7 protein-coding genes and 1 pseudogene are annotated in these 15,819 nt (G+C 74.8%); 4 read left to right on the plus strand and 4 right to left on the minus strand.

Annotated features, from left to right (window positions below; genetic code table 11):
• Positions 1-47: 47 nt before the first annotated feature.
• Positions 48-1,223: a mechanosensitive ion channel family protein gene (locus tag ACFVHV_RS29950; protein ID WP_380355099.1), complete on the minus strand. Its 1,176-nt coding sequence runs from the start codon at positions 1,221-1,223 to the stop codon at positions 48-50.
• Positions 1,224-1,717: 494 nt separating this feature from the next.
• Here ACFVHV_RS29950 and ACFVHV_RS29955 point away from each other — a divergent pair.
• Positions 1,718-2,221: pseudogene (locus tag ACFVHV_RS29955) on the plus strand (HNH endonuclease); the annotation flags it as partial.
• A 304-nt stretch (positions 2,222-2,525) separates the two neighbouring features.
• Here ACFVHV_RS29955 and ACFVHV_RS29960 read toward each other — a convergent pair.
• The gene (locus ACFVHV_RS29960; protein WP_380355102.1) at positions 2,526-6,500 is read right to left on the minus strand and encodes a beta-N-acetylglucosaminidase domain-containing protein; all 3,975 of its coding nucleotides are present in this window, start codon (positions 6,498-6,500) and stop codon (positions 2,526-2,528) included.
• A 382-nt stretch (positions 6,501-6,882) separates the two neighbouring features.
• On the opposite strand from ACFVHV_RS29960, the gene malQ reads away from it, so the two are divergent.
• Together malQ and ACFVHV_RS29970 are read left to right on the plus strand one after the other, a co-directional pair.
• The gene (gene malQ / locus ACFVHV_RS29965; protein WP_380355105.1) at positions 6,883-9,033 is read left to right on the plus strand and encodes a 4-alpha-glucanotransferase; all 2,151 of its coding nucleotides are present in this window, start codon (positions 6,883-6,885) and stop codon (positions 9,031-9,033) included.
• Between the two features lie 20 nt (positions 9,034-9,053).
• Positions 9,054-9,284 carry a hypothetical protein gene (locus ACFVHV_RS29970; RefSeq protein WP_359910926.1) on the plus strand — a complete coding sequence of 77 codons (231 nt, stop codon included), beginning with the start codon at positions 9,054-9,056 and terminating at the stop codon, positions 9,282-9,284.
• A 120-nt stretch (positions 9,285-9,404) separates the two neighbouring features.
• On the opposite strand, the gene pepN is transcribed toward ACFVHV_RS29970, so the two are convergent.
• Both pepN and ACFVHV_RS29980 read right to left on the minus strand, forming a co-directional pair.
• Positions 9,405-11,984: an aminopeptidase N gene (pepN, locus tag ACFVHV_RS29975; RefSeq protein ID WP_359910923.1), complete on the minus strand. Its 2,580-nt coding sequence runs from the start codon at positions 11,982-11,984 to the stop codon at positions 9,405-9,407.
• A gap of 235 nt (positions 11,985-12,219) precedes the next feature.
• Complete coding sequence (locus ACFVHV_RS29980) at positions 12,220-13,890, minus strand: PQQ-binding-like beta-propeller repeat protein (RefSeq protein ID WP_359910920.1); 1,671 nt, start codon at positions 13,888-13,890, stop codon at positions 12,220-12,222.
• Positions 13,891-14,359: 469 nt separating this feature from the next.
• Here ACFVHV_RS29980 and ACFVHV_RS29985 point away from each other — a divergent pair, with 469 nt between their 5' ends.
• Complete coding sequence (locus ACFVHV_RS29985; protein WP_359910917.1) at positions 14,360-15,538, plus strand: ROK family transcriptional regulator; 1,179 nt, start codon at positions 14,360-14,362, stop codon at positions 15,536-15,538.
• Positions 15,539-15,819: the final 281 nt, after the last annotated feature.

Below are 15,819 nucleotides of genomic sequence, written 5' to 3' on the forward strand. Positions count from 1 at the left end.
GGGCGTACCGGGAGCGGGGCTTGCGTCGTGTCCGTACGGTCGCCGGGCTACGGCTTCGCCGGGTCGTCCGCCCCCTTCGCCGCCGGGATCGGCTCGGTCGCCCGGTAGCGCGGCGAGGCCGGGTCGGCCAGCGCGGACGGCGCGGCCTGCTCGGCGGCCGGCACCGGCGAGGGCGCGATCACCACGCCGGTCGCCCCGGCCGCGGCCGCCGGGACCTCCTCCTTGACCTTGATCCCGGCCCGGTCGAAGGCCGCCTTCAGCCGCTGGCGCAGCGCCCGGGAGACGGCGGCCGCCTTGCCCGGGGCGGTCCGGGCCTCGATCCGCAGCACCACCGAGTCCGAGGCGACCGACTCCACGCCCAGGATCGACACCGGCGCCCAGACCAACTCGTCGTACGGGGCCTCCTTGGCCATCTCCTCGGCCGTCGCCAGGATCAGGTCCTCGACCCGGACCAGGTCCTCCTTGTACCCGACCTGCACGTCCACCGAGGCGGTCGCCCAGCCCTGGCTCATGTTGGCGATCCGCTTCACCTCGCCGTTGCGGATGTACCAGATCTCGCCGTTCGCCCCGCGCAGCTTGGTGACCCGCAGGCCGACCTCCAGCACGGTGCCGGTGGCCACCCCGGTGTCGATCTCGTCGCCGACGCCGTACTGGTCCTCCATGATCATGAAGACCCCGGAGAGGAAGTCGGTGACCAGGTTGCGGGCGCCGAAACCGATCGCCACACCGGCCACACCGGCGCTCGCCAGCAGCGGCGCCAGGTTGACCCCCAGCGCGGACAGCACCATCAGCGCCGCCGTGCCCAGGATCGTGAAGGAGGCGACGCTGCGCAGCACCGAGCCGATCGCCTCCGAACGCTGCTGGCGCCGCTCCGTGTTCACCACCCCGGTGTTGGCCAGCAGCCCGCCCAGCCGGCTCTCCTCCTGGTGCTCGGAGGTGCGCGCCATCCGCCCTATCAGCTGGGTGATGAGCTTGCGCACCACGGCCCGCAGCACCAGGGACAGCACGATGATGAAGACGATCCGCAGCCCCGAGGCCAGCCAGCCCTGCCAGTGGGTGTCGAACCAGCTGGCGGCCTGCCGGGTGGTCTCGGAGACCTCCTGCGCGCTGGTCGGGATCCGCAGGTCGAGCTCGGGCAGCTGCGCGGTGGGGCTTGGGGCCGGCGTCGGAGTGGTGAGCGTCGAGGACGCGTCGGACGGACCGGTGGCACCGGAGCTGAACACGTGCAGGCCTTCCTTGCCGGGTGAGTGGCGGGCCCGCACCGCCGAGGAGCGGCCCGCGGACCGTGAGCGCCAGCCTATCCGCCGCCGCATGCCCGCCCGGACCGGCCGGGAACCTCCCGCGAGCGTGCCCGAGGGCGTACGGAGCGTCCCGAACGCCCCGTCAACGCACCCGTACGCTCCCCCCGCACCCCGGCGCCGAGGCCCTCCAGGGCAGTCGCGACACTGCTCCGGACGGCCGAACCCTGCCCCCGGAGGGCCACCCGGCAGGGTCACCGGGGCGCGCCGCACCGCCACCCGGGTGCAACCCGACCTTCCCCCGGGCATACCGGCTATGACAGAGACCACACCCGGAGTTCACGTCAGGTCCGTTACACAGGAGTGGTGGCGCCGTACAAAGGCGTAAGGCGACACTGGGGGAGATCGCGCACGCGTGGCGCGATCAAACCGCTCGTCCCGGCGCGAGCCACGCGCCGCAGGCGTCCAAGGAGGCATCCGTGCCGCATGTCCTGGTCCTCAACGCGTCCTACGAGCCACTCGGCGTCGTATCGATGCGCCGCGCACTCATCCTGGTCCTCAACCACAAGGCGGTCAGCCTGGAGGACTCGGGAGTCACTCTGCACAGCGCCACCAGCGCCCTTCCGGCGCCGTCCGTCGTCCGCCTGACCCGCTTCGTGCGGGTCCCCTTCTGCGGGCCCGTCCCGCTCACCCGCCGGGCGCTGTTCGCCCGCGACCACGGCCGCTGCGTCTACTGCGGGGCCGCCGCCACCAGCGTCGACCACGTCATCCCGCGCAGCCGCGGTGGCCAGCACCGGTGGGACAACGTCGTGGCGGCCTGCCGCCGCTGCAACCACACCAAGGCCGACCGCCACCTCACCGAACTCGGCTGGCGGATGAAACGACCACCCGCGCCGCCCAGCGGCCTGGCCTGGCGCATCATCGGCACCGGGATCAAGGACCCGCGGTGGCGGCCCTACCTGGAGCCCTACGGCGGCGGCGACCAGCTGCGCGCCCCGCAGTGGGGCGAGCACGAGCACCGCGACCATACCGAGCAGCCGGTCCACCCCGTCCCGCTCGGCCGGGCGCACCCCGGCCACCCCGCCCCCGCCCGCCGCGGCGAGCAGCCCGAACCGCTCTCCGCCTGACCCCAGCTCCACAAGGGCCCGCCCGTCACACCGTCGGTACGCGCCTCATGGGCCGCCGAGCCCCCCGCACCGGGGAGCCGGCGGCCCGCCGCGTTCCGGGGGCCGCCTCCTTCCGAGGCCGCCGCATCCGAGGCCCCTGCCGCCGGGCCCGGCCCGGCCGCTACGGCTTGGTGGCCGCCGGGGGCGCCGCCGGGCCGCCCGGCACGCCGCCGGGCTGGACGGGCTGGACGGGCTGGGCGGGCTGACCCGCCGGGGGCTGCGGTGCGGCCGGCGGGGTCACGGCGTACAGCTCGACACCCCACAGCGAGTAGCCGTACTTGGTCGCCCGCGCCACGCCCTGCACCCGGACGTACCGGACGCCGGGCGCGTCGAAGCGCACCGTCTCGTCGCCGCCCTTGCCGTTGTCCACCGTCGCGGCGTCCGTCCAGGAGTTCCCGTCCGCCGAGACCTGGATCCGGTACGAGGCGGCGTACGCGGCCTGCCAGTGCAGCACCGCCGCGCCCAGCCGGGTCGCCTGCGGCAGCTCCAGCCGCACCCAGGCGTCGTCCTTGGGCGGCGAGGACCAGCGGGTCTTCGGATCGCCGTCGGTGACCGCCGAGGCCGGGAAGTTCGCCGTCTCGTCGCCCGAGGAGGTGGCCTTCGCGCCGGCCGCCAGGTCCGGACCGCCGGTGGGCGGCACCACGTGCACCTGGAGCACCTGCCGGACGGTGGTGGTGCCGGCCACGAACTGCACCGGCACCCGGTACGTCCCGGACGGCGTCTCCGCGGTGGCGCCCACCAGCAGCGGCACGCCCACCCGGCCGCCGCGCGGCACGGTCACCGGGCCGGCCGGGGTCACGGTCAGGCCCTTCGCGGCGGCCGGCACCTCGGTGCGCAGCTCGCCCGTGGTGCCCTCGGGGCGGCCGGCCTCCACGGTGGCCCGGGTCGTCACCGGCGCGGAGGCGCCGGTGACCACGTCCAGGGCCGGGTCGGAGAGGCTCAGCCGGGCCGCCGGGGCGTCCGAGTACCACGGGATCACCTGGTTGACCACCGGCGGGTCGCCGCCGGGCTTCCAGGTCAGCCGGAACGCGTCGGCCGGCTGCCCGCCGGCCGGCAGCTCGTTGTAGCCGGGCTGCACGGTGCCGATGTCGGCCCAGGTGCCGTCGGCCCGGCGCACCGCGACGGTGGCGGTGGCGCGCACCGCCGGGTCGGTCAGCACGGTGAGCCGGTCCAGCGGGCGGGCCGCGCCGAGCTCGACGACCAGCGGCTCGTCCATCGCGGTCGGCGCCTTGGCGGCCCGGTACGCGGTGTCCGGGTTGCCGTCCAGCACGGCGGCGGCGGAGGAGCCGGGCGCCGCGTCGGGACCGCCGCTGACGCTGGCCGGGGACTCGTCCGGGGCGGTGACGGTGAACTCGCGCACCGCGACGGCGGTCTTCTGCGCGGCGGTGGCCCGCAGCCGCACCGCCCGCACCACGGTGCCCGGCGGCAGTTGGGCGCTGACCGTCCTCTGGTTCCTGACGGTGGCGAGCTGCTTCCAGCCGCCCTCGCCGGTCGAGTACTCCAGCACGCCGTCACGGATGTAGTCGTCCGCGGCGGACCGGGCGTCCGGGCCGTTGCCCCAGCCGCCCATCAGCACGGTCACGCCGCTGACCGGGCGGCCCGCGCCGAGGTCCAGGCCGACCGCGTCGCCGGGCTGCGGGGGAGCGGAGCTCCAGTAGAACGTGTCGGCCACGCCGTCGGTCATCAGCGCGGGCAGGTGGTCCTGCGCGGTGCCCATGGTGGTGGTCGGGGTGAGCCCGCCGCCGCCCACGCCCGACCAGTTGTCGGCGGCGCGCACGGCGCGGTCCAGGAACGGGCCGAGCACCCCGGCGCCGACGGTGGCCGGGGCCCGGTCCAGCTGCTCGCGCAGCCGGTTGAGCTCGACCCGGGCCTTCCAGGCCGCGGCGCCGTCGCCGCCGTGCTGCGCCAGCACCATGTCGAGGGCGGCCTGCCCGGCCAGCCCGTAGTCGCGCAGCGGGCCCAGCCAGGGCGCGGCCTCGCCGGCCAGCTGGGCGGTGGCCGGGGTGCCGGCCAGGGTCTGCTGGGCGGTGGCCATGGCGGCGAGGGCCTCCCGCAGCGGGGCGGCGGCCTCGATCAGCCGGGCGAGGTCGGGAGTGGCGCCGGAGGTGGGCTCGGCGGCCGCCCAGAACCGGTCCAGCAGCGGCGTCAGATAGCCGGACTCCTGCTTGGACAGCGGCGAGGAAGTGCTGTTGCCGGCCAGCGCGAGGACCGCGGACAGCGCCGTCCCGGCGGGCGTCGGGGCGGCGCCGGTCGGCCCGGCCAGCGAGCGCACGGCGGCCTGCCAGGACTCCTCCGGCTTGTACCCGGCCGGGTTCCAGGCGAAGTCGCCGGCCGTCGAGACGGCGATCCGGGAGGCCACCGGCTGCTGCATCGCGCCGGTCAGCAGCACCGCCGAGCGGGTGGCCACCTCCGGGTCGCGCCCGGTGTAGGCGCCGAGGAAGAGCCGGTCCGGGGTGGCGTCGTTGACCGGATAGTTGTCCATGGTGAGCAGCGGGCGCCCGTACAGCCCGGCGGTGTCCGAGGCCTGGGCACCGGTGATCTTCTCCGGGATCACCCCGACCCCGCTCCAGGCCACCTGCACGCCCTCCGGCAGCGCCGCCGCCAGCGCCTTGCGGTACGGGGTGGAGCCCTGCTGGTGGTACTCGGTGGGGACGACGGACAGCGGCGCCAGGCCCGGGTTCCGCGCGATCAGCCGGTCCTGCACCTTCCGCACCAGCGCGGCCTGCGCCTTGGCGGCCGCGGCGGGCCCGGTGCCGTACTCGTCCCGGTCGTCGCCGCAGTGCCACTCGTCGTAGCTGACGTCCAGGAACTGCAGCTGGAAGGCGGTGAAACCGAGCCCCCGCAGCCCGTCCAGCTTCTTCACCAGCGCGTCCACGTCCTTGCCGGAGCTGAAGCAGAAGGACTGCCCCGGGTCGATCGCGTAGCCGAGCACCACGTGGTTCTGCCGCGCCCGGAAGCCCAGTTCGCGCAGCTCCTCGGCCTGGGCCGCGGGGTAGGCGTTGCGCCAGCGGGAGAGCCGGTACGGGTCGTCACCGGGGGCGTAGAGGTAGAAGTTCTGCTTGGAGCGGCCCAGGAAGTCGACCTGCTCCAGGCGCTGCTGGGCGGTCCACGGGGTGCCGTAGAAGGCCTCCGCGGTGCCGCGCACCGGCGCGCCGGTCGGCCAGTCCCGCAGCGTGATCCCGGGCAGGCCGAGCCCGGCCGCACCGGGCGCCTGCCCCTGCCCGGCCGGTACGGCGGCGAGCAGCTGACGCAGGCTCTGCGCGGCGTAGAAGGTGCCGGTGGCGTCCACGCCGGCCAGCACCACGGCGCCGTACGTGCCGCCGCCCTGGGCGGGCAGCTGACCGGCCGACAGCACGTACCCGCCGGCCGGCATCCCCGCGGTCGTCGGCCCGGTGCCGTCCTTGCCGCCGGCCGCCGCGGACAGCTGCCGCAGCACCCGGTCCACCTCGCCGCCGGCGCCCTCGGCGGGCCCGCCGACGTACACCACCAGCGAACCGGCGGCCGGCGTCCCGCCGTCCGGCTGCGGCGTCATGTCGCGCGCCCCGGCGACCTCCAGCACCTCGTGCACGGCCCGCACCGCGCCCTGGTCCACCTTGGGCGCGGTCACCAGCGCCACGGCCGACGGCACCGTGACGGGCCTGCCCGCCACCGTCTGCTGCTGCGGCTTCGGGAACACCCGTGGGTCGGTCACGCTGCCCAGCGGCGTCTGCGGCGCGGCACTCACCACGTCCGGCGCCGAGACCGCCGAAGCCGCCGCGTACGCCGTCGACGGCAACGAACCGGCCAGCAGCCCGCCGACCGCCGCCGCGGCCGCGACCCCGGCTGCGATCTGCATCGTCCGCCGCCCCGGCCGGCCCGCGGCCCGCCCGGCCCGCTCCTCGCGCTCCTCGCGCACCGAGGCCAGCAGCGGCTCCGTGCCCTTGAGGTCGGCGATCAGCCGGTCCGCCGTCCGCGGCGCCAGCTGACGGCACGTCCGCGCCGTCGCCCGCCGCGCCACCACCGCCGCGGGGTGCTGCAGCACCTCCCGCAACGCCGGACTCTGCTCCAACTGCGACCGCAGCCGCCGCCCGGCCGCAACGGACACTCGGGCTTGCACAGGAGCCTCCTCGCCAGGCCGGAACCACATCCCGGCAACCCCACCAGCTGGCCAATCCGGTGTCAATGTCACCGACAGCTACGCCTGGATTGCCCTGCTTCATCCCCTTGTGGAGACCAGGGGTCGACCCCTGCTGCGGAGCGGCCGCGAACAGCAGAATCGGCGTCACGGTGCGACACCGTGTCAATCGTGGTCGGGGGAAGGGGACAACGGACGGCTCCACCGTCGCCGCGCCCGTGGCTGCCGTCCCTGATCGCGGTCGGCCTGCTCCCCCGGCCGTTCCGTCCGGCACCGTCGTGTCGCGCTGGGTGATCGTGGTGTCACGCGGGTAGGACTGTGGCTGTCCCGACCGGGCGTTGCCGAGACATCGCAGGAGCCGCGAGTGGCCGCTTACCACGACAGTGACGGAGCCGAGCAGGTGCCGGCGCAGGACGCTCCGCCGCCGCCCGCCGAACTGGTGGCGCTGGCGCAGGCGTACGGGGTGGACACCCGGTACCCGGGGGCCGGCGGGCAGACGGTGGGGGCGCGGACGCTGGTCGCGGTGCTGGGGGCGATGGGGGTGGTGGCCGGGACGCCGCAGGAGGCGCGGGAGGCGTTGGAGCGTCACCGGGCGGAGCAGCGGGCCCGGTTGCTGCCGCCGTGCGTGGTGGTGCGGCAGGGGAGGCGGGCGGCGCTGGACGTGCCGGCGGACGCCCGGCTGCGGGTGGAGCTGGAGGACGGGGGCAGCTGGGAGCTGCCGCGGGGGCACTCGCACTGGGTGCCGGGGGACCTGCCGCTGGGCCGTCACGTGCTCACGGCGCGGAGCGGCGAACGGACGGCGCGGGCCGCGCTGATCGTCGCCCCCGAGCGGCTGCCCCAGCTGCCCGGCCGCAGCTGGGGGTTCCTCGCCCAGCTGTACTCGGTGCTGTCCGAGCGCTCCTGGGGCATGGGCGACCTCGGCGACCTGGTCGAGCTGGCCCGGTGGGCGGGGGCGGGCCTCGGCGCGGGCTTCGTGCAGATCAATCCGCTGCACCAGGCGCTGCCCGGCGCCCCCTCCGACCCGTCCCCGTACCGCCCGTCCTCGCGCCGTTTCGCCGACCCGGTGCACCTGCGGGTCGAGGACGTCCCCGAGTACGCGTACCTGACCGCGGAGCAACGACGAAGGGCCGAGGAGCCGGCCCGGGGCGCCGCCCGGCTGCGCGAGGAGGTCCTCGGCCACGACGCGCTGATCGACCGGGACGCCGTCTGGCAGCTCAAGCGCGAGGCCCTGGAGCTGCTGCACGAGGTGCCGCGCGGCCCCGGCCGCCAGGCCGAGTACGAGGCGTACCTGCGCCGTGAGGGCGAGTGGCTGCGCCGGCACGCCCTGTGGAACGCCCTCGCCGAGGAGCACGGCCCGGACCGGCAGCACTGGCCGAAGGGCCTGCGTCACCCGGACGGCCCACAGGTCGAGCAGGCGGAGAAGGAGCTCGCGGAGCGGGTCGAGTTCCACCGCTGGCTCGCCTGGCAGGTCGACCAGCAGCTCGCCCACGCCCAGCGGGCCGCCCGCGGGGCCGGCATGCCGGTCGGTCTGATCCACGACCTGGCCGTGGGCGTCCATCCGGACGGCGCGGACGCCTGGGCGCTGCAGGACGTGCTGGCCGACGGCATCTCGGTCGGCGCCCCGCCGGACGCCTTCAACGCCCACGGCCAGGACTGGGGCCTGCCGCCCTGGCGCCCGGACGCGCTCGCCGAGGCCGGCTACGCCCCGTTCGCGGAGCTGCTGCGGGCCACCGCCCGGCACGCCGGGGCGCTGCGGATCGACCACGTCATGGGCCTGTTCCGGCTCTGGTGGGTGCCGAGGGGCCATCCGCCGACCGAGGGCGCGTACGTGCGCTACGACGCGGAGGCGATGCTCGGCGTGCTGGCGCTGGAGGCGCACCGGGCCGGTACGGCGGTGATCGGCGAGGACCTCGGCACGGTGGAGCCGGGCGTGCGGGAGGAGCTGGCGGAGCGCGGGGTGCTGGGCACGTCCGTGCTCTGGTTCGAGCGGGACTGGCAGGCCTGCGGCGCGATCCTCGGCCCGGACCGCTGGCGGCCGGGCTGCCTGGCCACCCTCACCACCCACGACCTGCCCAGCACCGCGGCCCGGCTCTCCGGCGAGCACGTCGAGCTGCGGCACCGGCTGGGCCTGCTGGCCCGGCCGCTGGGGGAGGAGCAGGAGCAGGCGGCGGCGGAGCTGGCGGACTGGCGGGCCGAGCTGGCCGGGCTGGGGCTGCTGGGCCCGGACGAGCCGCTGACGATGCCGGTGCTGTACCGCTTCCTGCGGGCCACCCCGGCGGAGCTGGTCGGGGTCTGGCTGCCGGACCTGGTCGGCGACCCGCGCCCGCAGAACCTGCCCGGCACCTGGGACCAGTATCCGAACTGGCGCCTGCCGGTCGCCGACGGCTCCGGCGGGCCGGTCACCCTGGAACGCCTCGCCACCGCCCCCGCCGCCGGCCTGCTGGCCCAGCTGCTCGCCGTGCCCGACTTCCTGCCCGACTCCGTCAGGCGGACCCCGACGCGCGCCGTCCCGTAAGCGGCGGGTAAGTTGGAAACGTGGACAAGAGGAACGCTTTGCGAGCCGGCGCGGTCTGCGCAACGGTCACGCTGATGATGCTGCTGTCGTCGCCCGCCATGGCCTTCACCAGGGACGACGGTGACGACCCGGGTTCCGGCCTGAGTGTCGGTGAGACCATCGGCCTGTACGTGGTGGTCCCGCTCGTCTCCTTCGCGATCATCGCCGCCCTGGCCGCTCTGCCGTACGGCAGCAAGGCCAAGAAGAACTAGCTCCTCGTAGAGGCGAGCGCCGCGTCCACCGGGACGCGCACGACGTCCACCAGGACCCGCACGACCCCGAAGGGGCGCCGGACGATCCCGTCCGGCGCCCCTTCGGCTGTTCGCGCACCGTCAGCGGGCCCCCGCCGCACGGTCGGCGTCCTGGGCCTTGAGGGCGCGCTCGACGCCCGCCCGCGCCTCGACGACCTGGCGCCGCAGCGCCGGCGCCGGCTCGGCCGAGGCCAGCCACGCGTCCGTGGCCTCCAGGGTCGCGGCCGTCACCTGCAGGCCCGGGTACAGCCCGACGATGATCTGCTGCGAGATCTCGTGGCTGCGGGTCTCCCAGACGCCCTTGACCGCCGCGAAGTACTTCGCCGCGTACGGCGCGAGCAGCTCGCGCTGGTCGGACTGCTGGAAGCCGGCGATGACGGCCTCCTGCACATAGTTCGTCAGCTTGTCGGACTCCACCACCGACGCCCAGGCCTGCGCCTTGGCCTCGGCGGTCGGCCGGGCGGCACGGCAGGTGGCCGCGTGCTCCTGGCCGGCCGCGGTGTTGTCCCGCTGCAGCTCGGCGGCGATGGCGGCCTCGTCGGCCCGGCCGGTGGCGGCGAGGCGCATCAGCAGGGTCCAGCGCAGCTCGGTGTCGACCGCGAGGCCCTTGATCTCGACCGAGCCGTCCAGCAGCCCGGCGAGCAGGCCCAGCTGACCGTCCGTACGGGCGACCGAGGCGAGGGCGCGGGCCCAGGCCAGCTGGTGGTCGCTGCCGGGCTCGGCGGCGCGCAGGTGCTCCTCCGCGGCGGCGGCCCAGCGGTCGAGGCCCTGCTCGCGCCACTGCGGGTCGGTGTAGGCGTCGAGGGCGAGCTTGACCTGGCGGTGCACGGACTGCACCACGCCGATGTCGCTCTCGCGCCCGATGCCGGACAGCGCCAGCGCCAGGTAGTCGCGGGCGGCCAGCTCGCCGTCGCGGGTCATGTCCCAGGCGGAGGCCCAGCACAGCGCGCGCGGCAGCGAGTCGACGAAGGCGCCGAGGTGCTCGGTGACGACGGCCAGCGAGTCCTCGTCGAGCCGGATCTTGGCGTACGAGAGGTCGTCGTCGTTCAGCAGCACGACGGCCGGGCGGTGGCGGCCGACCAGCTCCGGCACCTCGGTGCGCGGGCCGTCGACGTCCAGCTCGATCCGGTCGGTGCGCACCAGCGCGTCGCCGTTCAGCTCGTACAGGCCGATCGCGATGCGGTGCGGCCGCAGCACGGCCTCGCCCTTGGCGCCGGCGGGCAGCGCGGGGGCCTCCTGGAGCACCGCGAAGGACTCGATGTCGCCGTCGGTGTTCACCGTGATCGAGGGCCGCAGCACGTTGATGCCGGCGGTCTCCAGCCAGGCCTTGGACCAGGCCTTGAGGTCGCGGCCGCTGGCCTCCTCCAGGGCGCCGAGCAGGTCGCTGAGCCGGGTGTTGCCCCAGGCGTGGCGCTTGAAGTACGCCTGCACGCCCTGGAAGAAGGCGTCCTGGCCGACGTACGCCACCAGCTGCTTGAGCACCGAGGCGCCCTTGGCGTAGGTGATGCCGTCGAAGTTGACCTGGACGTCCTCCAGGTCGTTGATCTCCGCCATGATCGGGTGGGTGGACGGCAGCTGGTCCTGCCGGTACGCCCAGGTCTTCATCTGGTTGGCGAAGGTGGTCCAGGAGTGCGGCCACTTGGAGCCGGGGGCCTCGGCCTGGCAGACCGCCTCGGCGTAGGTCGCGAAGGACTCGTTCAGCCAGAGGTCGTTCCACCACTCCATGGTGACGAGGTCGCCGAACCACATGTGGGCGAGCTCGTGCAGGATCGTCGCGGCGCGGGCCTCGTAGGCGGCGTCGGTGACCTTGGAGCGGAACACGTACTGGTCGCGCAGGGTGACGGCGCCCGCGTTCTCCATCGCGCCGGCGTTGAACTCCGGGACGAAGAGCTGGTCGTACTTGGCGAACGGGTACGGGAAGTCGAACTTCTCCTGGAAGTAGTCGAAGCCCTGCTTGGTGACCTCGAAGACGGCCTCCGGGTCCAGGAACTCGCGCAGCGAGGGCCGGCAGTAGACGCCCAGCGGCACCTTCTGCTCGCCGTTCTCGTAGGTGTCGAAGACCCCGACGTACGGGCCGGCGACGAGCGCGGTGATGTAGCTGGAGATCCGGCCGGTGGGCTCGAAGGTCCAGACCCGGGTGTCGCCCTCGCCGACCGGTTCCGGGGTCGGCGAGTTGGAGACCACGACCCAGCCGTTCGGCGCGGTCACGGTGAACGCGAACGCGGCCTTCAGGTCGGGCTGCTCGAAGTTGGCGAAGACCCGGCGCGCGTCCGGCACCTCGAACTGGGTGTACAGGTAGGTCTCGCCGTCGACCGGGTCGACGAACCGGTGCAGGCCCTCACCGGTGTTGGTGTACTCGCAGTTCGCGACGACCCGCAGCTCGTTCTCGGCCGCCAGGCCCGGCAGCGGGATGCGGCTGTCGGCGAAGCTCGCCGGGTCGAGCCGCACGCCGTTGAGGACGACCTCCTCGACGCTCGGGGCGACGAGGTCGATGAAGGTCTCCGCGCCGGGGGTGGTGGCGGTGAACCGGACCACGGTGGTGGACCGGAAGGTACCGCCTTCACGGGCCGAACCGAGGTCGAGCTCGATGTCGTACGCGTCCACGTGGAGGAGGTCGGCCCGGGTGCGGGCCTCCTCACGGGTCAGGTTTGTGCCGGGCACTCGCTGCACTCCTTTGTCAGACTGATGCTCCGAATCCTCGCACGTCCAACGGACGGGGCGGCCGAAAAATCGCGGGCGGGGCGGGCCCGGGCGATCAGCCCGTTCCCGCCCCGCCCGCGTGGTCCGCGACGAGGGGTCATGCCCCGGTCGTCACCCGGCCGTCACCCCGGTCCACCCAACCCACCCGGTCCACCCGGGTCGCCGGTCGGTCGCCGGTCGGTTCGTCGGCCCGGCGTCACTTCTTCCACTTGGTCAGCGGACCGTCGCTGGCGCTGAAGCGGCGGAACGCGTAGACCGCGGCGCCGTCGTCCGAGATCAGGTACTCGGAGCTGCTGCTGCCGATGCCCATGCTGCTCGGCATGGTCATGGTGCCGAGGTCGGACAGCGAGCCGTCGGTCGGCGAGAGCGTCACCAGCCGGGCCGGCTTGTTGTAGCCCTGGTCGACGACCGCGCGGACCTTGCCGTCCTTGTCGGTCCCGGCCACCAGGCGCATGTCGTTGCTCGTCGAGCCGGAGGTGGCCGCCCAGAGCCGCTTGCCGGTGGTCAGGTCGTAGGCGTTGATGCCCGGCTTGCCGCCGCTGACCTGGACGTACAGCGTGGTGCCGCTGACCACGTTGCGGGTGAGGGCCTCGTCCTGGCCGGAGAGGCGCAGGCTGTCCGCACCGGGCTCCTTGACGGACATCTGGTTGCCCGGCTTGTTGTCCTTGTCGAACGGCAGGATGTAGTCGCCCTGCGGGCCGCTGGACATCAGCAGCACCAGCGGCTTGTCCTGGACGACGGAGTCGACCTGCTCGATGCTGCCGGTGAGGGTGATCGGGGCGCTGGTCGGCTTGCCGGTCTCGGCGTTGACGACGACCAGCTGCGACTTCGGGCCGGTGGTGCCGTAGCAGCGGTCGCTGACCGCGATCTGGACGCCGGCCGCCTTGCCGCGCACCGAGCAGTCCTTGTCGCGCGGCTGGAACTGCCAGGCCGGCTGGCCGTTGGCGATGTTCAGGGCGCCGACCATGTTGCCGCCGACGGCGACCACGTTCTCGGTGACGCTGAGGGTCGGCGAGGACATCCGGTCGGCCGAGACCTTGACGCTCCAGAGCAGCTTGCCCTGGGTCAGGTCGACGGCGCCGACGGTGGAGCAGTCGCTGTCACCGGTGTTGAAGGAGACGGCGGCGACGCCCTTGGAGTTGGCGCCGTAGGAGGCGGTGCACAGCTCCTTGCTGCCGGCCGGGACGGGAACGGTCCAGGCCTCCTTGCCGTCGGTCAGGTTGTAGGCCTTGATGCCCGAACCGTCGACGCGCACGGCGAGCTTGTCGGTGCCCCAGACGCCGAGCAGCTGGGTCGAGGTGTCCGCGCCGGCCGGCTTGGGGACGCTCCAGGCGACGTTGAAGCTGCCGCCCTTGGGCCCGGGGCCGGGGGTCGGGCCGCTGCTGGTCCCGCCGTTGTCGGTGGTGCCGCCGCTGTCCGCGGCGACCGGGCCCGGCGCCGGGTCGGGGTCGGGCTTGGGGTCCTTGAGCAGGACGACCAGGGCGACCACGATCGAGATCGCCAGCACGCCGCCGATGATCCCGCCCCACAGCATCACGGGGTTGCGCTGCTTGGGCGGGACGGGCGCGACGGGGTAGCTGTACCCGGGCTGCTGTTGCTGCTGCGGGTAGTTGTAGCCGCCGGTGTTGTAGGCCTGCCCGGCGTTCGGGGCGCCGTACGGGGAACCGGGGACCGGGTCGTACGGGCCGAGCGGGGCGGCGCCGGGCGGCGGCGGGGCCTGGCTGGGGAACCCGGCCGCGGTCGGCGCGTACGCCGCGTACTCCGGGCTGCCGGCGGGCGGCTGCGCGGGCGGTGCCGGCGGTTGGGCGGGCGGCGGGCCCGCGGGCGCGGCCGGGCCCGGGACGGCCGCGCCGTCGAGCTGCGTCATCTGGTCCGCGACGGCGGCCGGATCCACACCGCCGCCCGGCGGGCGCCCGAACGAGACGCCCCGGTTGTCCTGCGGACCGTTGCCGGGCGTTTCGCCTGCCCCCGGCGTAGGGTGATCCCCTGCCATCTGATTCCCCGTCATGTCTGGAAGCGTCCCCTTGCCGGTGCCGTCCACGGCTCCGAGGGGACGGGTGAGAATTGGGCACCATGCTAGTGGTGTGTCGTTTTCGGCCGCCGCCAGGACAGCCGATCCCCGTCTCCGCAGGTCCAGGCCTCGCAACACCTTCACCCCCCGATCACCGCGCCCCCACGCCCGCGCCCCGGCGCTCCGGTCCGCGCCGGTCGGCCGCCGTCCGCGTCCGGGGCCCCTCCCGCCCCGGCCGGGACCCCTGCCCGGGCCCCCGGGCCGTACCCTTCAGGAGTTGAAGGGGACGCCCGGCGGAGGGGTCCCCGCCCTGGGAGGGTGGATCATGTCGACGGACACACCGGGCTCGCAGTCGTCGCTGCACCGGGCGAACCTGGAACGGGTGCTCCGCGCGGTGCGGATGGCCGGCTCGCTGACCCAGGCCGAGATCGCCCGCGGCACCGGACTGTCCGCGGCCACCGTGTCCAACATCGTGCGGGAGTTGAAGGAGAGCGGCACCGTCGTGGTCGCCGACACCTCCTCCGGCGGCCGCCGCGCGCGCAGCGTCTCGCTCAGCGGGGACGCCGGCATCGTGGTCGGCATCGACTTCGGCCACACCCACCTGCGCGTCGCGGTCGGCAACCTGGCCCACCGGGTGCTGGCCGAGGAGAGCGCCCCGATCGACGTCGACGTCTCCGCCCAGCAGGGCTTCGACCGCGCCGAGGCGATGGTCGAGCGACTGCTGGCGCAGGCCGGGTTCCGCCCCGACAAGGTGATCGGCGTCGGCCTCGGCGTGCCCGGCCCGATCGACGTGGAGACCGGCGCGCTCGGCTCCACCGCGATCCTGCCCGGCTGGACGGGCATCGCCCCGGGCCGGGAGCTGACCGAGCGGCTCGGCATGCCGGTGCACGTGGACAACGACGCCAACCTGGGCGCGCTCGGCGAGCTGGTCTGGGGCGCCGGCCGCGGGCTGAGCGACCTCGCCTACATCAAGGTCGCCAGCGGCGTCGGCGCCGGGCTGGTGGTGAACGGGCAGATCTACCGCGGGCCGGGCGGCACCGCGGGTGAGATCGGGCACATCACCCTGGACGAGGCCGGGCCGGTCTGCCGCTGCGGCAACCGCGGCTGCCTGGAGACCTTCGTCGGCTCCCGCTACCTGCTCTCGCTGCTCGTCCCCACCCTCGGCCCGGACCTCAGCCTGCCCCGGGTGGTCGAGCTGGCCCAGCAGGGCGACCTCGGCTGCCGCCGGGTGATCGCCGACGCGGGCCGGCAGATCGGCACCGGCGTCGCCACCCTGTGCAACCTGCTCAACCCGCGCCGGGTGATCCTCGGCGGGGACCTCGCCGAGGCCGGCGAGCTGGTGCTCGCCCCGATCCGCGACTCGGTGGCCCGCTACGCGATCCCGAGCGCCGCCCGTCAGCTCTCGGTCGTCCCCGGCACGCTCGGCGGCCGGGCCGAGGTGCTCGGGGCGCTGGCCCTGGTGATGAGCGAGATGGGGGAGTCCGGCGCGCTCGGCCGCGCCTGACGCCGCAGGCCGGCGCACCACGGCCGGCGCACCGCGGTTGGCGCACCACGGCTGGCGCACCGCGGCCGGCGCACCGCGGACGGGGGCGTCCCGAACGTCCCGTCCCGAACGGTCGGCTCCGCCCGGATAAGCATGGTCGAACGCCAGTGCGTCAATCCGGCGTGACCCGCCTCCCCCGCCCGACCTCCCGGAATGGCGGTAAGGAACGGTGGCACCGGGCGCGCCGCTCGGCGTCCGGGAGGCGGACATTAGACTCGACCGGTCGGCCCCGGCCGGGACCG

The organism is Kitasatospora sp. NPDC127116 (assembly GCF_042677365.1).
Taxonomy (GTDB): Bacteria; Actinomycetota; Actinomycetes; order Streptomycetales; family Streptomycetaceae; genus Kitasatospora; species Kitasatospora lactacystinica.